Below are 21,536 nucleotides of genomic sequence, written 5' to 3'. Positions count from 1 at the left end.
CTCAGCCCGTGAGGTGGCCGTGCAGGCGCACGCGGGCCAGGCCGCCGTCGGGGTGGATGTCGACCCGCACGTGCGTCACCGGATCGGCGTGGCCGAGGCGGAAGCGGTGCGGCGTGTCCGGCTGCAGCCGCGTCCGGGGCAGCAGCTCGACCTCGCGGTCCCCGTCGAGGCCGGTGAGCGTCACGGCGGCGGGCGCGTTGAAGATCAGGTTCGTGGTGTCGATCTCGGCGAGCCTGACGACGCCCCGCCCGGCCAGCCGGATGACCAGCCACTCGTTGCCCTCCTCGCGGCGGCGGGCGGTCTCCCAGCCCTCCGCCTGGTGGCGGGCCAGGCCGGGGGCGATGACGTTGTCGGGGGCGGAGTAGTACGCGTTGGAGCAGGCGGTGACCCGGCCGCCGTTCTGCAGCGCCGCCAGGTCGAGGCTCAGGCCGTCGTACACCGACAGGTCGGGGCGCGCCTCGCCGTGGACGCGCAGCCGGGCGATGCCGCCGTCGGGGAACATGTTCAGCCGCACGTGCGTGTAGCGGCCGTCGTCGGCCACCTCCACCGGGTGCTCGGCGTCGCCGCGCAGCGGCAGCCGGGGCACGATCTCCACCCAGCGGGCGCCGGCCAGCTCGGCGGGCGACGGGTGTCCGTCCACGGCCGCCGCCTCGACCGACGCGTGGGTCGGGTGGTTGCCGGTGAACCAGGCCGTGTCGATGACCACGCCCCGGACGGCGCCGGGCAGCCCGAGCCGGACGATCGCCCAGTCGTGCCCCGGCTCGCGCCGCCGCCGCGTCTCCCACCCGTCGTACACCTGGCCCCTGCCGCCGAACGTCTCCGGCCGGAACGCCGGCCGGCCGGGCCGGATCAGGCTCTCCTTCTCGGCGAACGACTCGTCGCTGGCGGCGACGACCGAGCCGCCCAGCGTGCGCAGCGCCAGGTCGGGCAGCGTGGTGAAGCCGGCGGTGGGCCGCTGCGACATCATCTACTTCTCTCCCAGCAGGAAGGTCCCGTACGGCTCTCCGTCGACGGGTCGGCCCCGGAGCCACGTGGTGAGCACCACGCCCTTCAGGGTGCGGCCGTGGTACGGGGTGACGGGATTGCGGTGGTGGAGGCGGCCGGCGTCCACGAGGTTCGGGGCGTCGGGGTCGAAGGCCACCAGGTCGGCGTCATTGCCCGGCTTTATCGCGCCTTTTCGCGAAATTTCGGCTATTGCGGCTGGATGGGTGGACATCCAGCGGGCCACGTCCGCCAGCCCGTACCCCCTGCGGGACGCCTCCGTCCAGACGGCGGACAGCCCGAGCTGGAGGGAGGCGACGCCGCCCCAGGCGGCGGCGAAGTCGGGCGCCTTGAGGTCGGCGGTGGACGGCGAGTGGTCGGAGACGACGCAGTCGAGCACGCCGCGCGCCAGGCCGTCCCAGAGCAGGTCGCGGTTGGCCCCGTCGCGGATCGGCGGGCAGCACTTGAAGCTCGTGTCGCCCTCCGGCACCTGCTCGGCCGTGAGCGTGAGGTAGTGGGGGCAGGTCTCGGCGGTGACCGGCACGCCCCGCGCCCGGGCGGCCTCCAGGGGTTCGAGGCAGGCGGCGCTGGAGACGTGCAGCACGTGCACCCGCGCGCCGGTCTCCTCGGCCAGCCGGATCACCTGCTCCACGGCGCTCCGCTCGGCCGCGCCGGGCCGCGACTCCAGGAAGTCCCGGTACGTGGGTCCGGCGGGCTCGGCCAGCAGCGCCGGGTCCTCGGCGTGCACCACCAGGAGCCCGCCGAACCCGGCGATCTCGACCATCGCCCGCCGCGCCTCGCCGGGGCCGAGCGGCGGGAACTCGTCCACCCCGGAGGGCGACAGGAAGCACTTGAACCCGCGCACCCCGCGCTCGTGCAGCGGCCGGAGCTGCTCCACGTTGCCCGGGACGGCGCCGCCCCAGAAGCCGGTGTCCACGTGGCAGCGGCCCTCGGCGGCGCGCAGCTTCGCGTCCAGGGCGTCGGGGCTGACGGTGGGCGGGATGGAGTTGAGCGGCATGTCCACGATCGTGGTGACGCCTCCGGCCGCCGCCGCCCGGGTCGCCGACGCGAACCCTTCCCAGTGGGCGCGGCCCGGCTCGTTCACGTGGACGTGGGTGTCGACCAGGCCCGGCAGGAGGGGCAGGTCGCGCAGGTCGACGTCCTCGGCGGCCTCGACGGGGGCGGCGTACGCGTGCAGCGCCGTGATCCTCCCCCCGCGCACGGCGACGGCGGCGGGCCGCACGCCTTCGGGGGTGACCACCCTCCGCGACCGCACCACCAGCTCGTCCATGACCGTCTCCTTCCCCCGTCCCTTCATCGCGTGCCGCATGCGCCGGGAGTCAGAGGCGATCGGCGGCCAGGCGGGCCGCCAGGCGTTCGAGGAGGGCGGCGGCGTCCGTCATGCAGCGCTCGGGGTCGGGCTCCAGGTCGGTGAGCGCGTACGCGGCCTCGATGCCCGCCGCCTTCAGGTCGGCGTCGGACAGCGTGCGGCGCCCGCAGACGGCGACCACGGGCACGCCCGCCCTGGCCGCCGCCTGAGCGACCCCGACGGGGGCCTTGCCCCGCAGCGACTGCTCGTCCAGCGATCCCTCCCCCGTGACCACCAGCCGGGCGCCCTTCACCAGCTCACCGAACCCCAGCAGGTCGAGCAGGTACTCGATGCCGGGACGGATCTCCGCCCCCAGGAACGCCAGGGCGGCGAAGCCCACCCCGCCGGCCGCCCCCGCGCCGGGCGCGCCCGCGACGCCCATGGGCCGCGGCCGGTCGTCGTGCTCGACCGCGCCCACGAGCCCGTGCGTCCTGGTGGCCACGGCGGCCAGCCTGGTCAGAGCGGCCTCCAGCACCTTGACCTGCGCCGGGTCGGCGCCCTTCTGCGGGGCGTAGACGGCCGCGGCGCCGTGCGGGCCGAGGAGGGGGTTGTCGACGTCACTGGCCACCACGAACTCGATGCCCGAGAGGTCGGCGAAGTCGCTGATGTCGATGCGGTCGAGCCCGGTGAGCGCCGCCCCGCCGGGCTCCAGCTCCTTGCCGTCCGCGTCGAGGAACCGCGCGCCGAGGGCCCGCGCCATGCCCGCCCCGCCGTCGGTGGACGCGCTGCCGCCCAGGCCCAGCACGACCCGCCGGGCGCCCCGGGCCACGGCGTCGGCGACGAGCTCGCCCGTGCCGTGGCTGGTGGCGGTCAGGGGCTCGCGGCCGCCGGGCAGCCGGCGCAGCCCGGACGCCTCGGCCAGCTCGACCACCGCGGTCGGGACTCCGCCGTCCCCGGCGCCGGAGGGCGTCCCGGTGGGATGCCAGGCGTAGGAGGCCCGTACGGGCAGGCCGGTAGGGCCGGTCACCTCCAGCGTGACCCGGGTGAAGCCGCAGGCCACCACCGCGTCCACCGTGCCGTCGCCGCCGTCGGCCACCGGCAGCTCCACCACCGGGACGCCCAGTCCGGCCGACACCCTGGCGGCGACCTCCGCGGCCGTCAGCGAACCCTTGAACTTGTCCGGGGCGACAAGCACGTGCTCAACCACTGCGAACTCCCACGCGACGACGAACGTTGCCCGGCCCTCCCACCCCGCCCGGCCGGTCGAGCGGTCGGAGCGGCGGCGTGCCGGCGTGGGACTCATCATCACACTTCCCCCGCCTCCGCCCGGCGGGGGTTCCCGGTGAGCCGGCGACGGGTCAGCGGCCGCGGCGGGTGGAGGCGGAGGCGCCGGTGCGCGTCCGATCCTCGATCCACCGGGTGAGGGCGTCGAGGTGGCGGGGGGCCGGGCGGGCGCCGCCGTCCGTACGGACACGGTGGTCGGCGCCGGGGAACACCTCCACGGTCAGCGTCGCGCGGGGATGGCGGCCCGGACGGCAGGCCGCGCCCGCGAGCAGGCGGACGCTGTCGGCCACCGGGACCAGCTCGTCGGCGCCGCCGAAGAGCGCGAGGTGGGGGCAGCGCAGGCGGTGGACGTCCGGGAGGGGGGCGTGGTCCTGCTTGCGGCTGAGGAAGCCCCAGAGGCGCTCGTCCATGCCGGCCCAGTGGTCGCCGAGCGTCGACGGCCCGCCGCCCGCCTCCACGAGCCGTGCCGCCGCGGCGAAGCCGGCGCCGCGGCGTCCCGCGTCCACGAGGGCGTCGTACAGGGCGAGGGCCGTGTCGGCGTCCCGGGGGGCCGCGCCGGCTTGGCGCAGGCGGTTGAGCAGCGCGTGGCGTTCCTGGACCGCCGGAGTCGTCGCGGGGCCGCTGTTGGTGACCACCCAGGGCAGGTCGTCGCGGGCCGTGGCGGCGCGCAGGACGACCCAGCCGCCCTCGCTGTGCCCGAACAGTCCCACCGCGTCGGCGCGCACGCCGGGTCGCGTACGCAGGAAGTCCAGCGCGGCCACGGCGTCGGCGGCCAGGTCGTCGACGGTCGCGTCGCGCCAGTCGCCGGACGACGCGCCGACGCCGCGCTTGTCGTAGGACAGCACCGCGATGCCGGCCTCGACGAGGTGCCGGCGGATCGGGGGGAAGTAGGTGTCGTTGTCCCGGTCGGTCGGGCCTGACCCGCCGACCATCACCACGCCCGCGCCGCCCGCCGCGGTGCCGGGGACCGCCAGGGAGCCGGCCAGCGCCACCTCGCCGCTCGCGAAGGTGACGTCGTGCGCGTTCGGACGGGTCGGCATGCCCACCAGCCTACGGATCAAGGCGCGGGCGGAGGCCGGACGCCCGGCCGACGGCGTCAAGGGGCCCGTCGCGGCTCCGGGGTGACCGGGACGCCCCGTTCCCGCGCCAGCCGGGTCAGCCGGCGGTGCGCCCGGGCGCCCGCCTCCCCCGCCGTGTCGTGGGGCACGGTCCGCAGCTCTCCGTCCTCCACGACCGTCTCGCCGCCCACGAGCAGGCGGGCCAGCGGCGGCTGCGCGGTGGCGAGGACCAGCGCGCACACCGGGGCCTCCACCGCCGAGGCGAACGGCCCGTCCACCCGCCACAGCGCCACGTCGGCCAGCTTGCCGGGCTCCAGGGGGCCGAGCTCGTGACCACGGCCGAGGTTGCGGGCCCCGCCCAGGGGGGCCAGCTCCAGCGCCTGGCGGGCGGTCAGCGCCGTGGGCCCGTTCAGCGCCCGCTGGAACAGCAGGGCCTGCCGCATCTCCCCCGCCAGGCCGGTCAGCTCGGCGGAGGCGCTGCCGTCGACGCCGAGGCCCACGTTCGCGCCGCGCCGCAGCATCTCGGACACCCGGGCGACGCCCGCGCCGAGCCGGCCGTTGGACGACGGGCAGTGCGCGGAGCCGGTGCCGGTCGCGGCGAACCGGTCGATGTCGGCGTCGCTCAGGTGGACGGCGTGCGCCACCCACACGTCCTCGCCGAGCCAGCCGAGCTTCTCCATGTGATCGACCGGCCGCACACCCGTCTGCTCCAGGCAGAGCTCCTCCTCGTCGAGCGTCTCGGCCAGGTGGGTGTGCAGGCGCACGCCCTTGGACCTGGCCAGCGCCGCCGCCGCGGTCATGAGGTCGGAGCTGACCGAGAACGGCGAGCACGGCGCCACCGCGATCCGCAGCTTCGAGGAGAACGACGGGTCGTGGTAGGTGTCCACGGCCTCGGCGGTGGCGTCGAGGATGGCGTCCAGCGGCTCGACCACCTCGTCCGGCGGCAGGCCGCCCCGTGACCGGCCGCGGTCCATGGAGCCGCGCGCGGGGTGGAAGCGCAGGCCCACCGCGCGGGCGGCGTCGATCTCGGCCGCCAGCAGGTCGCCGCGGCCCCGGGGGAAGAGATAGTGATGATCGCTGGAGGTCGTGCACCCGGACAGCGCGAGGTGGCCGAGCCCCGCCGTCGCCGCGCCGTGGACCACCTCGGCGTCCATGGCCGCCCACACGGGGTAGAGCGTCACCAGCCACTCGAACAGCGTCGCGTCCTGGGCCAGTCCCTGGGAGGCCCACTGGTACAGGTGGTGGTGGGTGTTGACGAGGCCGGGCGTCACCAGGCAGCCGGTGCCGTCGATCCGCTCCGCGCCGGCCGCCCCGGGGACCTCGCTCATGGGGCCGAGGGCGGCGATCCGGTCGCCCTCGACGAGGACGTACCCGCGGCGGATCTCGGGCCCGGCGACGGGCGCCACGTACGCGTTCTCGATGAGCAGCGCGCTCAAGCGCCTCCCTCCCCCCGTGGCGAGCCGGCCGTCGCCCTGCGGCCGGCGGCGAGGCGTACGGCGTCGAGGATCTTCTCGTAGCCGGTGCAGCGGCACAGGTTGCCCGCCAGCGCCTCGCGGATCTCCGCGTCGGAGGGCCGCTCGACGCGGCTCAGCAGGTCGTGGGCCTGCACGATCAGGCCGGGCGTGCAGAAGCCGCACTGGACGGCGCCGCACTCCACGAACGCCTCCTGGACGGGATCCAGCCGGCCGGCCTCGGCCAGGCCCTCGACGGTCCGCACGCGGCGGCCGTCGGCCTGCCCGGCGGCGACCAGGCAGGCGCAGACCGGCGTGCCGTCGAGGTACACGGTGCAGGAGCCGCACTCGCCCTGCTCGCAGGCGTTCTTGGAGCCGGGCAGCCCCAGCCGCTCGCGCAGCACGTACAGGAGGCTCTCGCCCTCCCAGACGTCGTCGGCGGTCTCCTCGCGGCCGTTGACGGTGAGCGTGACGCGCATCAGGCGGCCCTCCTTCCCACGTGGTCGTGCCAGGCCCAGGTCAGCGTCCGCCGGGCCATCACGGCGACGGCGTGCCTGCGGTAGGCGGCGGTGCCGCGCACGTCGTCGATCGGCGAGGCGGCGGCCGAGCACAGCTCGCCGAAGCGCCGCAGCAGCCCCGCGCCGAGCGGCGCCCCGGGCGGCGCGTCCCAGTCGAGCTCGCGGGCCAGGAAGTCCTCGGCCTCCGTCGCGCGCAGCGGCGTGGGCCCGGCCGAGCCGATGCCGGTGCCGGCCCGCCGCTGCGCCGGGTGCAGCGCCAGGGCGAACGAGCAGACCGCGATGACCATGGCGTTACGGGTGCCGACCTTGGAGAAGTACTGCGGCCCGGCGGCGACGCCGGCGCGCACGGCCCGGATCAGCTCGTCCGGCTCCAGCGCCGGCCGCTTCACGCCCAGGTAGAAGGCGTGGGCCGGGATCACCCTGACTCCCCGGTCGCGCGACTCGACCTCGACGACGGCGCCCGCGGCCAGCAGCGGCGGGTGGCTGTCGCCGGCGGGGGAGGCCGCGCCGAGGTTGCCGCCGACCGTCCCGCGGTTGCGGATCTGCGGCGAGCCGACGGTCCGCGACGCCTGCGCCAGCCCCGGCAGCACGCCGCCCAGCTCCTCGACCACGGTCGTGTACGGCACGCCCGCGCCGAGCCGGCACACGCCGTCCGCCACGGACCACTCCCGCAGCTCCGCCACCCGGGTGAGGTCCAGCAGCGCCTCGGGCCTGCGCACGCCGAAGTTGATCTCCACCATCACGTCGGTGCCGCCCTGGAGGGGCAGCGCCTCGGGCCGGTCCGCCTTGGCGGCCAGCGCCTCCTCCCACGTCGTGGGGCGCAAGAAGTCCATCGTCACTCCCAACCGTCACTCCCAGGCGAATCCGGGCTCGGGCGCGTCGTCCCGCAGCACGGTCCCCTCGATGAGGCCGTAGGGGCGGTCGGCGGCATGGAACACCTCGTTGTCGTTGTCGAGGCCGAACGGCGACAGGTCCACGGCGACGTGGTGCCGGTTCGGCAGCGCGAGCCTGATCTCGCAGATCCCGGGGCACTCCGACAGGGCCCGCTCCCCCATGGCGTACAGGGTCTGCTGGAGCGACAGGCTGTGCGTGCCGGCGAACGCCTCCAGCAGGCAGGACCGCACCCGCTCGTACGAGTCGCCGTAGGAGGGGGTGTCGCCGGCGTGCCGCCACCGGGCGGTGACGGCGGTGGCGAGCACGCGGTCGGTGGCGGGCGGGAGGGTCGTGTACTCGTCGACGGCGTAGCCGTGGAACTCCGAGCCGGTGGTGTTGAGGACGACGAGGTCCGTCAGCCCCGACACGACGGTGGCCCGGCCGTCGCGGTCGTGGTGGACGACGCAGGTGCGTACCTCGCCGCCCCGGCGTACGAACGAGTGGCCGGTGACGGGGATCCGGTCCCAGGCGTACTCCTCGACCTCCACGCGGGCGTGGCGGATCGCCTGCTGCGCGGTGGTGAAGTGGCGGGCCAGCAGCAGCGCGAAGTCCTCGACCTGGTCCACGCCGTGCTTCCTGGCCAGGGCGTACACGGTGTTCTTCTGCGTGTCGGTGGGCAGCACGGCGGTGTTGTCGCCGGTCAGGTGCACGGCCTCCATGTCGCCCGACAGGGAGGTGCTGACGTTGACGTCCTTGAGGTGGTGGGTCGCTCCGTCCCTCGTGACGCGCACGAGCCTGGTCTCCGCCTTGCCGTAGCGGTTGGGCCCCAGGATGATCGCCATCTAGCTCCCTCGGTAGGTGGAGTACGCGTACGGGCTGAGCAGCAGCGGCACGTGGTGGTGCGCCGAGGGGTCGGTGACGGTGAAGGCGACGACGACCTCCGGGTAGAAGGTCTCGGCCAGGTAGCCGCCGGTGTCGAAGACGACGCGGTTGACGCCGGGGCCGGGCGTCCAGCCGGTGATCCGGCCGTCCTCGTCGGTGCGGCCCTCGGCCAGCACCCCGCCGTCGTGCTCCAGCCGTACGAGGACGCCGGCGGCGGGACGGCCGCTCACCGCGTCGAGGACGTGCGTCGAGAAGCTCACGGCCTCTCACCCTGACTCACTGTGCCTCCCCGAGGAGCCTGCCGACGCGCAGCCGGGTGATCTCGGCCAGCTCGTGGCGGACGACGGCCCGCTCGGCGGCCTCGTCGTTGCCCAGGCGCTCGCGCAGCCTCGCCAGCATCTGGGTCCCCGTCAGGCCGGCGGCGCAGACCAGGTAGACGTGGCCGAACCGGTCCTCGTAGGCGTGGTTGCCCTCGGCCAGCTCCCGCCGCGTCCGGTCCTCCACGCCCGCCTGCTCCCGGCGCGACCAGGCCGCCTCGCGGGCGGCGCCCGCCGGGCGCTCGCCGATGCGCGGGTGCGCGGCCAGCGCCTCCAGCACGTCCGGCCAGTCCAGGCCGCGCACGGCCGCCTCGGCCGCGCCCGCGAGCCGTTCCGGGTCCTCGTACGGCCGGCCGGCCGCGACGGCGGTGGCGAACGCGCGGGAGGCGCAGCAGGACAGCAGCTCCCGCTCCGCCTCGGCGTCCGCCGCCGCGTTGAACCGGTCCAGGGCGGTGAGCGTCTCGGGCATGCCAGCAGTACACACATGCCCGTCATTCCCGGTCCATCCCCGAGAACTCCGAACCGCGCGCCCCGTTGGCCAGGTCTTTTCGTGGCATGCTCCAAGGCGCGTGCGCGGCGGGAACGGTCGGCGGCGCCTCCTAAACTGAGAGCATCATGACCTCACGCTCTCTCATCGGCGCCCACGTCTTCGTCTCCGGCGGCCTGGCCAAGGGCGGCCTCGCCTACATGGCCGAGATCGGCGCCGAGATGATCCAGGTGTTCGTCACCAACCCGCGCGGCTGGGCGCTCACCGAAGGCAGGTCCGACGAGGACGCCAAGCTCGCCGAGTCGGGCGTCGAGACCTTCGTCCACGTGCCGTACCTCGTCAACTTCGGCTCGCCCAGCCCCGAGACGCTCGCCAACTCGGTCGCGGTCCTGCGCCACACGCTGCGGCGCGGCGCCGAGATCGGCGCCAAGGGCGTCGTGGTCCACACCGGCTCGGCCGTGACGCAGCCGCGCGACGACGCGATGCGCCAGCTCCACGAGCACCTGCTGCCGCTGCTCGAAGAGATCCCCGACGGCGGGCCCGACGTGCTGCTGGAGCCGATGGCCGGGCAGGGCGCGATGCTGTGCGCGACGGTCGAGGACGTGGAGCCCTACCTGGCGGCCCTCGACTGGCACCCCCGGGCCGGGGTGTGCCTCGACACCTGCCACGCCTTCGCCGCCGGCCACGACCTCACGAGCGAGGAGGGACTGCGGGAGACGTTCGACACGCTGCACAAGGTGGCGGAGGGACGGCTCGGGCTCATCCACGCCAACGACTCCAAGGACGCGTGCGGCTCCAAGAAGGACCGCCACGAGAACATCGGGGCCGGCCTGATCGGCAGCGCGCCGTTCGGCGCGCTGATGCGTCACCCGGCGGTGGCGGGCGTGCCCATCTGCATCGAGACGCCCGGCAAGGCCGACCAGCACCGCGCCGACCTCGACCTGTTGAAGAGCCTGCGCGACCAGATCTGAGCCGGCCCTTCCGGGGAGGAAGGCTCGTGTGGGGCGCCCGCTGGCGCGATCCAGCGCCCCCGATTGGCGGATCGCGGCCAGAGGCTCGCGGCCCTGGCGGGCGCCCCTACACGTGGCCGGCGGACGGGCCCTACCCCCCGGCAGGGGCCCGGCGGCCGTGGTGACCTGGGCGGTCACCTGCGGATCCGGCGCATCAGGCGTGCGGTGAGCCCCCCCGGCTCGTCCCCCGATGCGCCGGGGTGGCTGGTCCGATGCCGAAACACTACGGTCGCGATCTTCCGGCCGACACCCGGTTTCCGCACAGCTCGATGAACGGTCTGTAGTCATCGCCATACGGAGCGTCGCCGTAGGACGAGCGGTCATTCCGGCGCGACGAGCGGTCTCCCAAGGGGCTCGCGCACCGGCGCGAGGGGTGTGAACGGCGAGTGAACGGAGCGCGGACACCCGGGGACGGCGAGGCAGAGCCCGACTACCCCGCTGTGACCAGCGGAAACCACCGCGCGTCACAGAACCTGGTCAGGCGGGAGGGGGCAGGCACGCGGGCAGGTCGACGCACGGCTTTCACACCCGCCTGGTCCCCGCGCGAGCGTACCCCTCACGCCCCCTGGGTGCTGCCCCGAGCCTCCAGGTCCGGGCAGGGCCGGGCGAGGGGGCCGGACGAGGGGGCCGGGGATCAGGTGCAGGCGCCCCTGTGCTGGTGGACGAGCGCCTCACGGACCTGCCGGCTGTGGCGGCGGCTGACCCTGAGGATCTCCGTGCCGACGGTCAGGGTCACCCTGCCGCCCTCGAAGCGCATCTCGCTCACGTGCCGCGCCGACACGAGCGTGCTGCGGTGGACCCTGATGAAGCCCGCCTCGGCCCAGCGCCGCTCCAGCGCGGCCAGCGACATGCGGACGAGGTAGCTCCCGTCGACCGTGTGCAGCCGCACGTAGTCGCCCTTGGCCTCGGCGAACCAGATCGACTGCTGCGGCACGAAGCGGGTGCGCCCGCCCAGCTCGACCGGGATCACGTCCTCGTGGCCGGGCTCGGCCGCCGGACCGGCGGCGGCCTGGAGCCGGCGGACGGCCTCCGACAGGCGCTCGGCGCGGACGGGCTTGAGGAGGTAGTCGACGGCCTCCAGCTCGAACGCCTGTACCGCGCACCGCTCGTGGGCGGTGACGAAGACGAGCTTGGGCGGGCTCGGGAAGCCGCCGACCAGGCGGGCCAGGTCGAGCCCGCTCAGGCCGGGCATCTCGATGTCGAGGAACACCCCGTCGAGCCGGTCGCCCGCCCCGATCATCTGGACCATGTCCTGGAGGGCAGCGACGCCGTCGGACGCGGTCAGCACCTGCTCGACCCGCGCGTCCTGGCGGAGCAGGTATGCCAGCTCCTCCAGTGCGGGCAGTTCGTCGTCAACGGCCAGGAGACGCAGCATGGCATCTACGCTGACGCAAGAACGCCAAGGTCACAAGCGATACGCAAACCCACAGTAAAGATTTGGCCACAAAGAGCCAGATCCTCTCCTGGTTTGCCCCGATCAAGAGTTACTCGGGCCCTTCGCCCGGCTCCTCCTGATACGAGTAACGCTGCTCGCCCCACGGGTCGGCGATGTTGTGGTAGCCCCGGTCCTCCCAGAAGCCCCGCCGGTCCTCTAACAGGTACTCCACGGCCCGCACCCATTTGACGCTCTTCCACGCGTACAGGTGGGGCACCACGAGGCGCACCGGGAGGCCGTGCTCCGCGACGAGGGGCTTGCCGTCGAGCTCCAGCGCGAACAGCGTGTCGGCGGCCGTGAAGTCGGACATCCGGATGTTGGCGCTGTAGCCGTACTCGGCCCAGATCATCACGTGCCGCACCCGGGGGTCGGGCGGCGCGGCCTCCAGGATGGCGGCCGGACTCACACCGCGCCACTCGCTGCCCATGATCGACCACTTGGTGACGCAGTGGAGGTCGGCCAGCACGCTGCTGCGGGGCAGCCGCTCGAACTCGGGCCAGGTGACGCAGTGCTCCTCTCCGGAGGCGGTCGCGCCGAAGACGCGGAAGTCCCAGCTCTCCGGCTTGAAGGCGGGCACCCTGCCGTAGTGGATCACGGGCCGGCCGCGCGGCACGTACTGGCCTGGCGGCAGGCGCGACTGCTCCACGGGCACTCCCCTCGCACGGTGTCGTGGTCCGGAGCCATCCTCCCACCCGGGCCGCGGGGGATCCGCGTCCGGGTGCGATACGTGTTCCCCGGCGGTGCGCTACTATGACGGGACTATGCGCACCGCGATCCAGTTTTGGTATGGCGACGGACCCGAGTCCGTTCGCCATCTGACGCTGCGCTAGCAGACAGGCGAACGAAAGGCCCCGGGTCCGTCAGGACCCGGGGCCTTTCGCGTTGTCCGGACACTTTTCCCTTCCCGAACTTCACTTCCAGCGGCATCACTTCAAGGAGGCACAGATGGTGATCGTGATGGGCCAGGAGGCCACGCGTGAGGACGTCGAGTCGATCGTGGCGGTCGCCACGGCGGCCGGGGTCGAGGCGTTCGTGAGCAGGGGCGTGCAGCGCACGATCGTCGGCCTGGTGGGCGACGTGGCCCAGCTCGACGCCGCGGGGCTGCGCGGCATGGACGGCGTGCGGGACGTGATGCGCGTGTCGACCCCGTACAAGCTGGTGAGCAGGGAGAACCATCCCGAGCGTTCGACCGTCCACGTGGGCGGCGTGCCGATCGGGCCCGGCACCGTGACGCTGATCGCGGGCCCGTGCGCGGTGGAGACGCCCGAGCAGACACTGGGGGCGGCCCGGATGGCCCAGGCGGCGGGCGCGACGCTGCTGCGCGGCGGCGCCTACAAGCCGCGCACGTCGCCGTACGCCTTCCAGGGACTGGGCGAGCAGGGGCTGCGCATCCTGGCCGACGTGCGGGAGGAGACGGGCCTGCCGATCGTGACCGAGGTGGTCGACGCCCACGACGTGGCGCTCGTCGCCTCGTACGCCGACATGCTCCAGGTCGGCACCCGCAACGCGCAGAACTTCGCGCTGCTCCAGGCGGTCGGCGCGGCGGGCCGGCCGGTCATGCTCAAGCGCGGCATGAACGCCACGATCGAGGAGTGGCTGATGGCCGCCGAGTACATCGCGCAGCGCGGCAACCTCGACATCGTGCTGTGCGAGCGGGGCGTCAGGACGTTCGAGACCGCCACCCGCAACACGCTGGACATCTCGGCGGTGCCGGTCGCGCAGCGCCTGTCGCACCTGCCGGTGATCGTGGACCCGTCGCACTCGGGCGGGCGGCGTGACCTGGTGCTGCCGCTCACCCGCGCGGCCGTGGCCGTGGGCGCCGACGGTGTGATCATCGACGTGCACCCGCAGCCGGAGCTGGCGCTGTGCGACGGCCCGCAGGCGCTGGTGGACGGCGACCTGGACGAGCTGGCCACGGTGATGCGGGACCTGCCGCCGCTGCTCGGCAAGACCGCCGCGGCGGCGCTGACCGTCTGACGCGCCCGCGGATGTGCCCGCGGATGTGCCCGTCCCGCCACGAGCGACCTGCCGTGGTACGGCGGCCCGGCCACGAGCCCGCCGCCGTACCGCCCCGCACGGGCTCTACAGGGTGTACTCCTGGATGGAGTCGGCGAGCTGGACGGCCAGCTCCTCGGCGTCGAGGCGCTTCTCGATCTGCTTGAGGTCCTCGATCTTGGCGCGGGTCTCGGCCCGCTTGGGGGCGAGGAGGCTGCAGCAGTCCTCGTCGGGCAGCTCGGAGATCTCCAGCGTGCCGATGCGCCGGGCCTCGGCCATGATCTCGGTCTTGTCCCAGCCGACCAGCGGGCGCAGGATCGGCAGCTCGACGGCGTGGTCCTGGGCGGTGATGTTGGTCAGCGTCTGGGAGGAGACCTGGCCGAGCGCGTCGCCGGTGATCAGCGCCGCGGCGCGGATGCGGTGGGCGACCTCCTCGGCGGTCTTGAGCATGAGCCGCCGCTGGGTGATCACCGCGAGCCGGTCCTGGCCGGAGGTGCGGATCGACTGCTGCGCCTTGCCGAACGGCACCACCCACAGCCGCGACTGGCCCTGGAAGCGGTCCAGCTTGCGGACCAGCGCGTACGCCTTGTAGATCGACTCCGAGGTGGTGAACGGGATGCCGGAGAAGTGCAGGAAGTCGACGTGGAGGCCGCGCCGCATCATGCGGTAGGCGGCCACCGGCGAGTCGATGCCGCCCGACATGAGGACGAGCGCCCGGCCGCTGCTGCCGACCGGCAGCCCGCCCTGGCCGGGCAGCCCGCCGGTGAAGACGAACACCTCGTCGCGGTCGACCTCGATGTGCACGGTCAGCTCGGGACGCCGCAGGTCGACCGGCAGGCCGTACTCGTCGTTGATGGCGCCGCCGACGAGCCGGTCGAGCTCGTTGGAGCGCAGCGGGAAGCGCTTGTCGCGGCGGCGGGACCGGACCGCGAACGGCGCCTTGCGCCGAACCTCGTCGGTGTCGCGCACGAGCTCGATGCCGGCCTTCAGGACGGTGTCGGGGTCCTTGGCGACGCGCCAGGCGGGGTGGATCCAGACCAGGCCGGGGACGTCGGCGACCCGCCGGGCCACGGTCTCGGCCTGCTCGGGGGTCGAGCCCGCGGGCAGGAAGATCGCGATGACGCCGTGCCTCTTGCGCACGTCGAGCTCCAGGCCGAGCTCCTTGAGGGCGTGGCGGATGTTGGCGATCAGGCGCCGCTCGAACAGCTCGCGATTCTTGCCCTTGAGGACGATCTCGCCCAGCTTGAGCAGAACGCACGGCTCGCCCAGGGCGGACATCGTCATGGTGGAACCTCCGGGGAAGACAGGGATGCGCGCCGCGGGCAACGCCGCGACCCATCGAGTTTAGTCCGCCCGCGGCCTCACAGCTCCGCCCGGGCAGCTGTGAGCAGTTCTCATGTTCCCGACACGCCCACTTGACAGATAGTCCGGTTATCCATGCGTATGGGACAGGACAACTGGCACAATCCGGTGACCCCTATTGCAAGGAACTCCACCGTATGTCTTCCGCTGTTAACCACTTCACCCATGGGCTCATCACGCCGGTCCTCGCCTACGTGATGTCGTGCATGGGCTCGATGCTCGGACTGCGGCTGACCGCTCAGGCTCGCGCCTCGCGCGGCGCCTCGCGGGTGCGCTGGCTGCTCGGGGCGGCCGTCTCCATCGGAGGCACGGGCATCTGGGTCATGCACTTCATCGCGATGATGGGATTCCAGGTCGAGGGCACCCAGATCAGGTTCGACGTACCCCTCACCGCCGCCTCCGCGCTGGTCGCCATCGTGGTCGTCGGCACCGGCCTGTTCCTCGTGTCGTACGGCCGCGGCCGGGTGCTCGCGCTGCTCGGCGGCGGTCTGCTGACCGGCCTCGGCGTGGCGAGCATGCACTACCTCGGCATGTACGCGATGAACATGTCCGCGCACGTCTCCTACGACCGCACGTTCGTCGCCGCCTCGGTGGTCATCGCCGTGGTGGCCGCCACCGCCGCCCTCTGGTTCACCATGCGGGTCCAGAGCCCCGTCTGGATCGCCGGCGCGGCCCTGGTCATGGGCGTGGCCGTCTCCGGCATGCACTACACCGGCATGTACGCGCTCATGGTCACGGTCGACCCCGAGCCCGGCGTGGTGGGCGGCGCCGACGCGCTCGACTTCCTGGTGCCCCTGATGACCGTGATCAGCCTGATCACGTTGACCATGCTGCTCATGGTGATCCTGTCGCCCTCGGAGCAGGAGCTGAACGAGGACGCGGAGCTGACGGCCCGCCTGGAGCAGCGCAGGCGCACCCGGCAGCAGCTCACCGACACCCCGCTCGCCGAGGCCGCGCCCATCACCGGCACCGGCCGGCGCCAGCGGGGCGGCCCGCTGTTCGCCGCGCCCGTCCCCGACCAGCCCTTCGCTCCCGGCGCCCACGCTCCCGGGACTCACCCGCACGGCTCCCCCGCGCCCGATTCCTTCACCCCCGGACCGCAGCAGGCCCCTTACTCCGGCCGTCCGTATCCCGACGCCCGCGCGGAGCCCGGACAGGGCGCGCCCGTCATCCCGTTCCCCGGCACGCCCGCCGGGCAGCACCAATCGCCCGAGCCCGCCGCCGACCCCCGGCAGCAGCCTTCCGGAAAGAGATCACGATCTCGCCGTAGGTAGTTGATTTCGGTCGAGCCGAGCCCGATACTCCAGGCATTGCCGAGGGGGGCTCACGTTGCCGATCGACCAGTTCTCGTACGGGTTACTCACGCCCGTTCTCGCCTACGCCATGTCCAGCGTCGGCTCGCTGCTCGGCCTGCTGCTGGCGTCACGGGCGCGCCTGATCGGCGGGCGGGAGAGCCGGTTCTGGCTGGCCGGCGCGGCGCTCGCCATCGGCGGCACCGGGATCTGGACCATGCACTTCATCGCGATGATCGGCTTCGCCGTGGAGGGCACGGAGATCCACTACGACGTCCCGCTGACCGCCGCCTCCGCGCTGCTCGCCGTGGCGGTGGTGGGCGCGGGGCTGTTCCTCGTCTTCCGCGGCGGCGAGCAGGGCTCGCGTCCGATCGCGGGTGGCGAGCAGGGCTCGCACGTCGCCGCGGGTGATCGGCAGGGCTCGCACCTGATCGCGGGCGGCGTCCTGACGGGCCTCGGTGTGGCCGGCATGCACTACCTGGGCATGACCGGGATGCGCCTGGACGGCCACATCTCCTACGACCCCGTCACCGTGATCCTGTCGGTGGCGATCGCGATCGCGGCGGCGACGGCCGCGCTGTGGTTCTCGCTGCGCGTCCGGGGCGCCCTGCGTACCGGCGGCGCGGCCCTGGTCATGGGTGCGGCCGTCTCCGGCATGCACTACACCGGCATGTACGCCATGGCCGTGGAGGTGCACTCCGGCGGGACGACCGTCGGGGGCACCGAGCCGATCGACTTCCTGGTGCCGCTCGTCGTCGGCGTCAGCGTGGTGACCGTGGGCCTGCTGCTGGCCGTGCTGCTGTCGCCGTCGGAGCGGGAGGTGCGCGCCGAGCGGGAGTTCCAGGACCGCATGCTGGGACGTGAAAGGGGCGCGCCGGAACCAGATCTGTTCGGCACGCCCCGTGGATGACGCCGCCCGTGGCCGCCCCCGTGACCTTCCGGGCGGGCGTCTCCTGGGTACGGCTCGCGTCGCGTAGTGGGCCGCCAACTCGCCGCGGCGCAAGCCGTACCCCGAAGGGGATCGTCGGTGACCCCTCGGCTCCGAAGGTACGGCCCGCCGCTTGCAGGCGGCTTACAGGTCGCTTCCGGCCCGCGTGCCCGCCCGGGCGCCGCTATCCGAAGAAGACCTCGGCCTCGGCGTACCTCTCCACCGGCACGGTCTTCAGCTCGGAGGTGGCCTCGTCGAGGCTGACGCGGACGATGTCGGTGCCGCGCAGCGCGACCATCGTGCCGTGGTCCCCCTCGTGGGCCGCGTCGATGGCCTGGAGCCCGAACCGGGTGGCCAGGACGCGGTCGAACGCGGTGGGCGTGCCGCCGCGCTGGATGTGGCCGAGCACGGTGGTGCGGGCCTCCTTGCCGGTGCGCTTCTCGATCTCCTTGGCCAGCACCTCGCCGATGCCGCCCAGCCGTACGTGGCCGAACGCGTCGAGCTCGCCGGCCTGGAGCGCCATCTGTCCCTCGATCGGGTGGGCGCCCTCGGCGACCACGAGGATGGGCGAGTAGCGGGTGCGGAAGCGGGACTCGACGTACTCGCAGACCCGGTCGATGTCGAACGGCTTCTCCGGGATGAGGATGACGTTGGCGCCGCCCGCCATGCCGGCGTGCAGCGCGATCCATCCGGCGTGGCGGCCCATGACCTCGCAGATCAGCGCGCGATGGTGGGACTCGGCGGTCGTGTGCAGCCGGTCGATGGCCTCGGTGGCGATGTTGACGGCCGTGTCGAAGCCGAAGGTGTAGTCGGTGCCGGACAGGTCGTTGTCGATGGTCTTGGGCACGCCCACGACCTTGACGCCGCGCTCGAACAGCTGCCGGGCGACCCCCAGCGTGTCCTCGCCGCCGATGGCGATCAGCGCGTCGACGCCGCCCGACGCGAGGTTCTCCTTGATCCGGTCGACGCCGCCCTCGATCTTGATGGGGTTGGTGCGCGAGGACCCGAGGATCGTGCCGCCGCGCGGCAGGATGCCCCGCACGGCCTGGATGTCCAGCGGCATCGTGTCGCCTTCGAGGGGCCCGCGCCAGCCGTCGCGGAACCCGACGAACTCGTGGCCGTAGACGCTGACTCCCTTGCGGACGACGGCCCTGATGACAGCGTTGAGACCAGGGCAGTCGCCGCCCCCGGTCAGCACTCCAATACGCATGACGGGTTCCTCCCGTTGGGCTTCACACGGCCAGAACCGCATTGTGCCCACATCCGCGGGCACTGGTCTAGACCAAACGCGGGGCGTAGTGATCGCCAGGCCCTCAGGACTTCGCCTGCCGCTTCCCTACCCGGGTCGCGCGCGGCACAATCCGGGAAGACGATCTTCGCCGTGGGTCGTGCCGGCTCGTGCGCCGTCACGGGTGCCGCTCGTCCAAGGAGAAGCCCTGATGGCTGTGCACCGCTCCCCCGAGGGCGATGATCGGCTGTCGCACCGCGAAGAATGGGAGCCGCCGTGGGAGTTGTGCTGGTGACCGGAGCCACCGGAGGGATCGGGACGGCGCTGGTCGGCGCGCTCATGGGCGCCGGGCATCAGGTGATCGCCGTGGGGCGCGACGTCGGGCGGCTGGACGTGCGCGGGATCGAGGCGGACCTGGCCGAACCCGGGACGCTGGCCGCCGCCGTGGGCACGCTGGAGGAGGCGGGCGAGCTGGCGGACGTGCGGGCGGTGGTGCACTGCGCGGGGATCTCCCCCGTCGAGGCCGTCGCCGAGGCCGGCCCCGAGACGTGGCGGCGGACGATGGCGGTGAACGTGGCCTCCGCCGCCGAGCTGGTACGGCTGACGCTGCCCGCGTTGCGGCGGTCCAGGGGACATGTGATCTTCGTCAACGCCTCACCCGGGATGACCGGCGTCCCCCGCTGGTCGGCGTTCGTCGCCAGCAAGGCGGCACTGCGCGAACTGGCCGATTCGCTGCGCGAGGAGGAGGCCGTCCATGGGATACGCGTCACCACGATCTATCCCGCGGCGACGGCCACCGACCTGCTGGGTGAGGTCAGGAGCGCCTTCGGGCGCCCGTACGACCCCGAGGCGTGCATCCGGCCGCAGACGCTGGCCGCGATGATCGTCTGGGCGCTGAGCGCACCGGCCGACGCCTACGCCTGCGAGCTGTCCGTCCTGCCATCCCCGCGCTGACCCTCTCGCCGCGAGCGACCCGCCGCCCGCGCACCAGGTCTGTACGTCCACGCGTCCATGCCCATGGAGGGCGTTGAAGAAGACGTCAACCTTCGGTTGACGCCCAGCTATCGTCAACCTATGGTTGACGTATGGATGGAACCGTTCGCCTCGACGAACTCATCAACGCGATCAAGAGCCGTCACCCCGACGGCGACCCGCTGGGGCAGCTCGCCGACGCCGTCGTGCTGGGTGAGCAGCTCGGTGAGGTGGCCGACCACCTGATCGGCCACTTCGTGGACCGGGCCCGGCACTCCGGCGCCTCGTGGACCGAGATCGGGCGCAGCATGGGCGTGACCAAGCAGGCCGCCCAGAAGCGCTTCGTGCCCAAGGAGACCTCGCTGGCCGAGGACCTGCGCTCGTACGGGCGCTTCACCGAGCGGACCCGGGCCGTCATCGTGGCCGCGCAGACGGGAGCCCGGGAGGCAGGGGCGCGGCACATCGAGCCGGAGCATCTGGTCCTCGGGCTGCTGAGCGAGCCGGACTGCCTGGCCGTGAAGGCGATGGACAAGCTCGGCGCGCCACCCGGCACGGTGCGTGAGGCCATGGAGACCCTCACCTCCGCGCGGCCCGGCGAAGGCTCCGGCGACGGCCCCGGGGACGACTCCCCCGCTGGGGCGGAGCCGGGTGCCGGGGGGCCGCCGTTCTCGCCGCAGTCCAGGAAGGCGCTGGAGCTCACACTGCGCGAGGCGCTGCGGCTCGGTCACAACTACGTCGGCACGGAGCACGTGCTGCTGGGCGTGCTCTCGCTGGGCGAAGGCCCGGCGGCGCACCCGGTCGCGACCGTGCTGGAAGGGCTCGGCGTGACCAAGGAGGCGGCGGAGCGGGAGATCAGGGAGGCACTCGCCGCCATCCTCCGCGACCGCGGCTAGCCGGCCTCGTTCCTGGCCGGCGGGGACGGGAGGAGGCGCGGGCCTGGCGTGCGGTCGCGGGCGATCCGTCGCAGCAGCTCGTGCAGGCCGAGGGGCGTCCGCGCCGGTCCCGGCGCCTTCCAGCGCGGGCACGGGCCCTCGCAGCGGATCAGCCGCCCGTACAGGCCGACGCGGGTACGGCCGGGGCCGGGGTGGAGGAAGGCGAGGGGCGCGCCGCTCCGGCCGGCACGCGTGAGGGCGGCGCGCATGTCCGGCGACCAGTACGCGTCCCATCCGGGGGACACCACGGCCCGCGCGCCGCGCAACGCGCCCGGCGTCAGGTCCACGCTGGTCAGGTACGCCAGCGGCACCCCGCTCCGCTCGGCCACGGCGACGGCGTGCCGCTCGTAGGCGGTGAAGAAGTCCGCGCCCGTCCCGTCGTACGGCCGGTCGAAGGTGACCTTCGGCGCGGGACCGCCGCCGGTCGCGAGGTCCCGGCCGCCCCAGGTGTTGTGCGCCTGCCAGGTGGTGACCGCGTTGACGAGGACCACGCGGCCGCGCGCGGAGGCGGAGCGGACGGTGATCGGCACGTACCGGCCGCCCCCGGTGGACGCGTCGAGCCGCACCAGGTAGACGCCCTCCCGCCAGCCGGTGGTGTCCACGGTCAGGGAGGGCCGCCAGTGGGCGGCGGTCACCATGCCGCCGACGGTGATGGGCGCCGCCTGCCGTACCCCCGGAACGGCCTCGGACCGCCAGACCGGCTCGGGACGCGCGCCCATGCGGAAGGCCTGCGCGGTGAAGGTGGGCGCGGTCGTGGACACCAGCAGCCGGAACCGCTCGCCCGGCAGCACGCTGACGCGGTCCGCGTAGCCCTCGATCTCGTGCTCGCCGCCCTGCTCGCCGACGCGCCACGCGGCCCGCGCGCCGCGCGCCCCCTGCCGCTCGCGTCCCGGACCGGCCGGCCCGGCCGCCCGTCCACCGCCACCCGGCCCCTCGACGCCCGGGCCCGCCCCGCTCTCCGAAGGCCGGCCGGAGACGGCTGGGGTGGGCAGCGGCGAGGGGCTCGGGGGCGGGGCGAGGCCGGGCGGCGGGGCGGCGCCGCACCCGGCGGCGAGCACGAGCGCCAGCCCGGCGACCATGATCCTGAACGCCGGGAGACCGGACGCGGGGACACCGAACGCGGGAACGCCGAACGCGGGAACGCCGACGGGGAAGCCCCGCGACGACGCCTTGGCGGCGGGAGACGTACGCACGGGACCCCATCGTCACGACCCCGGACCGG

21 protein-coding genes are annotated in these 21,536 nt (G+C 73.8%); 6 read left to right on the top strand and 15 right to left on the bottom strand.

All coding sequences use genetic code 11. From position 1 onward, the window contains the following. Position 1: 1 nt before the first annotated feature. From alc to uraD, 10 genes are read right to left on the bottom strand one after another with little or no spacing between them, the layout of a single operon-like run. Entirely contained in the window at positions 2–967 is a 966-nt protein-coding gene (gene alc / locus MTP10_RS32480) for an allantoicase (protein ID WP_310714260.1), read from the bottom strand. After that, positions 968–2,272 carry an allantoinase AllB gene (allB, locus tag MTP10_RS32475; protein WP_310714258.1) on the bottom strand — a complete coding sequence of 435 codons (1,305 nt, stop codon included), beginning with the start codon at positions 2,270–2,272 and terminating at the stop codon, positions 968–970. Positions 2,273–2,321: 49 nt separating this feature from the next. Next, on the bottom strand, positions 2,322–3,596 hold the full coding sequence (locus tag MTP10_RS32470) for a glycerate kinase (protein WP_310714256.1): 1,275 nt from the start codon (positions 3,594–3,596) through the stop codon (positions 2,322–2,324). A gap of 52 nt (positions 3,597–3,648) precedes the next feature. After that, on the bottom strand, positions 3,649–4,614 hold the full coding sequence (locus MTP10_RS32465) for an alpha/beta hydrolase (RefSeq protein WP_310714254.1): 966 nt from the start codon (positions 4,612–4,614) through the stop codon (positions 3,649–3,651). A 56-nt stretch (positions 4,615–4,670) separates the two neighbouring features. Then, positions 4,671–6,068 carry an 8-oxoguanine deaminase gene (locus MTP10_RS32460; RefSeq protein WP_310714252.1) on the bottom strand — a complete coding sequence of 466 codons (1,398 nt, stop codon included), beginning with the start codon at positions 6,066–6,068 and terminating at the stop codon, positions 4,671–4,673. Beyond that, a complete protein-coding gene (locus tag MTP10_RS32455) occupies positions 6,065–6,562 on the bottom strand; it encodes a 2Fe-2S iron-sulfur cluster-binding protein (RefSeq protein WP_310714250.1) in 498 nt (165 codons plus the stop codon). Before MTP10_RS32455 ends, MTP10_RS32460 begins: the two co-directional genes overlap by 4 nt. Beyond that, entirely contained in the window at positions 6,562–7,434 is an 873-nt protein-coding gene (locus tag MTP10_RS32450; protein ID WP_310714248.1) for an FAD binding domain-containing protein, read from the bottom strand. Before MTP10_RS32450 ends, MTP10_RS32455 begins: the two co-directional genes overlap by 1 nt. Positions 7,435–7,449: 15 nt before the next feature. Beyond that, positions 7,450–8,316 (bottom strand): factor-independent urate hydroxylase, encoded by an 867-nt coding sequence (gene pucL / locus MTP10_RS32445; RefSeq protein ID WP_310714246.1) that lies wholly within the window; start codon positions 8,314–8,316, stop codon positions 7,450–7,452. Then, on the bottom strand, positions 8,317–8,616 hold the full coding sequence (gene uraH / locus MTP10_RS32440; protein WP_310714244.1) for a hydroxyisourate hydrolase: 300 nt from the start codon (positions 8,614–8,616) through the stop codon (positions 8,317–8,319). It lies immediately after the preceding gene. A 16-nt stretch (positions 8,617–8,632) separates the two neighbouring features. Further along, positions 8,633–9,142 (bottom strand): 2-oxo-4-hydroxy-4-carboxy-5-ureidoimidazoline decarboxylase, encoded by a 510-nt coding sequence (gene uraD, locus MTP10_RS32435; protein WP_310714241.1) that lies wholly within the window; start codon positions 9,140–9,142, stop codon positions 8,633–8,635. A 146-nt stretch (positions 9,143–9,288) separates the two neighbouring features. Here uraD and MTP10_RS32430 point away from each other — a divergent pair, with 146 nt between their 5' ends. Continuing rightward, positions 9,289–10,131, top strand: coding sequence for a deoxyribonuclease IV (locus MTP10_RS32430; protein WP_310714239.1), 843 nt, complete (start codon positions 9,289–9,291; stop codon positions 10,129–10,131). A gap of 673 nt (positions 10,132–10,804) precedes the next feature. Here the strand turns inward: MTP10_RS32430 and MTP10_RS32425 are convergent. Both MTP10_RS32425 and MTP10_RS32420 read right to left on the bottom strand, forming a co-directional pair. Then, positions 10,805–11,545: a LytTR family DNA-binding domain-containing protein gene (locus MTP10_RS32425; protein WP_310714238.1), complete on the bottom strand. Its 741-nt coding sequence runs from the start codon at positions 11,543–11,545 to the stop codon at positions 10,805–10,807. A 109-nt stretch (positions 11,546–11,654) separates the two neighbouring features. Next, complete coding sequence (locus tag MTP10_RS32420; protein ID WP_310714235.1) at positions 11,655–12,251, bottom strand: molybdopterin-dependent oxidoreductase; 597 nt, start codon at positions 12,249–12,251, stop codon at positions 11,655–11,657. A 299-nt stretch (positions 12,252–12,550) separates the two neighbouring features. On the opposite strand from MTP10_RS32420, the gene aroF reads away from it, so the two are divergent. Further along, the gene (aroF, locus tag MTP10_RS32415; protein ID WP_310714233.1) at positions 12,551–13,582 is read left to right on the top strand and encodes a 3-deoxy-7-phosphoheptulonate synthase; all 1,032 of its coding nucleotides are present in this window, start codon (positions 12,551–12,553) and stop codon (positions 13,580–13,582) included. A 105-nt stretch (positions 13,583–13,687) separates the two neighbouring features. Here aroF and thiI read toward each other — a convergent pair whose 3' ends face one another. After that, positions 13,688–14,884, bottom strand: a complete 1,197-nt coding sequence (gene thiI, locus MTP10_RS32410; RefSeq protein ID WP_310714232.1) for a tRNA uracil 4-sulfurtransferase ThiI — start codon at positions 14,882–14,884, stop codon at positions 13,688–13,690. Between the two features lie 215 nt (positions 14,885–15,099). Between thiI and MTP10_RS32405 the strand changes: the two genes are divergently transcribed. Both MTP10_RS32405 and MTP10_RS32400 read left to right on the top strand, forming a co-directional pair. Then, a complete protein-coding gene (locus MTP10_RS32405; protein WP_310714230.1) occupies positions 15,100–16,236 on the top strand; it encodes an MHYT domain-containing protein in 1,137 nt (378 codons plus the stop codon). Positions 16,237–16,291: 55 nt separating this feature from the next. Continuing rightward, on the top strand, positions 16,292–17,164 hold the full coding sequence (locus tag MTP10_RS32400) for an MHYT domain-containing protein (RefSeq protein WP_310714228.1): 873 nt from the start codon (positions 16,292–16,294) through the stop codon (positions 17,162–17,164). 202 nt (positions 17,165–17,366) lie between these two features. On the opposite strand, the gene MTP10_RS32395 is transcribed toward MTP10_RS32400, so the two are convergent. Beyond that, a complete protein-coding gene (locus tag MTP10_RS32395; RefSeq protein WP_310714226.1) occupies positions 17,367–18,392 on the bottom strand; it encodes a 6-phosphofructokinase in 1,026 nt (341 codons plus the stop codon). A 294-nt stretch (positions 18,393–18,686) separates the two neighbouring features. On the opposite strand from MTP10_RS32395, the gene MTP10_RS32390 reads away from it, so the two are divergent. After that, entirely contained in the window at positions 18,687–19,364 is a 678-nt protein-coding gene (locus tag MTP10_RS32390; protein ID WP_310714224.1) for an SDR family NAD(P)-dependent oxidoreductase, read from the top strand. A 131-nt stretch (positions 19,365–19,495) separates the two neighbouring features. After that, a complete protein-coding gene (locus tag MTP10_RS32385; protein WP_310714223.1) occupies positions 19,496–20,275 on the top strand; it encodes a Clp protease N-terminal domain-containing protein in 780 nt (259 codons plus the stop codon). On the opposite strand, the gene MTP10_RS32380 is transcribed toward MTP10_RS32385, so the two are convergent. Then, complete coding sequence (locus MTP10_RS32380; RefSeq protein WP_310714221.1) at positions 20,272–21,507, bottom strand: N,N-dimethylformamidase beta subunit family domain-containing protein; 1,236 nt, start codon at positions 21,505–21,507, stop codon at positions 20,272–20,274. The two genes, MTP10_RS32385 and MTP10_RS32380, sit on opposite strands and share 4 nt — an antisense overlap. Between the last annotated feature and the right edge of the window lie 29 nt (positions 21,508–21,536).

The sequence above is a fragment of the Nonomuraea sp. 3-1Str genome, assembly GCF_031570565.1.
GTDB lineage: Bacteria > Actinomycetota > Actinomycetes > Streptosporangiales > Streptosporangiaceae > Nonomuraea.
Note: the sequence above shows the minus strand (reverse complement) of the source record. Positions and strands in the feature narration are given on the sequence as shown.

Excerpts from the sequence above, each read along its gene's own strand:
- MTP10_RS32450 (WP_310714248.1), bottom strand. The coding sequence starts at position 7,434 with ATGGACTTCTTGCGCCCCACGACGTGGGAGGAGGCGCTGGCCGCCAAG.
- alc (WP_310714260.1), bottom strand. The coding sequence starts at position 967 with ATGATGTCGCAGCGGCCCACCGCCGGCTTCACCACGCTGCCCGACCTG.
- thiI (WP_310714232.1), bottom strand. The coding sequence starts at position 14,884 with ATGACGATGTCCGCCCTGGGCGAGCCGTGCGTTCTGCTCAAGCTGGGC.
- MTP10_RS32430 (WP_310714239.1), top strand. The coding sequence starts at position 9,289 with ATGACCTCACGCTCTCTCATCGGCGCCCACGTCTTCGTCTCCGGCGGC.
- MTP10_RS32455 (WP_310714250.1), bottom strand. The coding sequence starts at position 6,562 with ATGCGCGTCACGCTCACCGTCAACGGCCGCGAGGAGACCGCCGACGAC.
- pucL (WP_310714246.1), bottom strand. The coding sequence starts at position 8,316 with ATGGCGATCATCCTGGGGCCCAACCGCTACGGCAAGGCGGAGACCAGG.
- MTP10_RS32470 (WP_310714256.1), bottom strand. The coding sequence starts at position 3,596 with ATGATGAGTCCCACGCCGGCACGCCGCCGCTCCGACCGCTCGACCGGC.
- allB (WP_310714258.1), bottom strand. The coding sequence starts at position 2,272 with ATGGACGAGCTGGTGGTGCGGTCGCGGAGGGTGGTCACCCCCGAAGGC.
- aroF (WP_310714233.1), top strand. The coding sequence starts at position 12,551 with ATGGTGATCGTGATGGGCCAGGAGGCCACGCGTGAGGACGTCGAGTCG.
- MTP10_RS32405 (WP_310714230.1), top strand. The coding sequence starts at position 15,100 with ATGTCTTCCGCTGTTAACCACTTCACCCATGGGCTCATCACGCCGGTC.
- MTP10_RS32385 (WP_310714223.1), top strand. The coding sequence starts at position 19,496 with ATGGATGGAACCGTTCGCCTCGACGAACTCATCAACGCGATCAAGAGC.
- MTP10_RS32425 (WP_310714238.1), bottom strand. The coding sequence starts at position 11,545 with ATGCTGCGTCTCCTGGCCGTTGACGACGAACTGCCCGCACTGGAGGAG.
- uraD (WP_310714241.1), bottom strand. The coding sequence starts at position 9,142 with ATGCCCGAGACGCTCACCGCCCTGGACCGGTTCAACGCGGCGGCGGAC.
- MTP10_RS32395 (WP_310714226.1), bottom strand. The coding sequence starts at position 18,392 with ATGCGTATTGGAGTGCTGACCGGGGGCGGCGACTGCCCTGGTCTCAAC.
- MTP10_RS32465 (WP_310714254.1), bottom strand. The coding sequence starts at position 4,614 with ATGCCGACCCGTCCGAACGCGCACGACGTCACCTTCGCGAGCGGCGAG.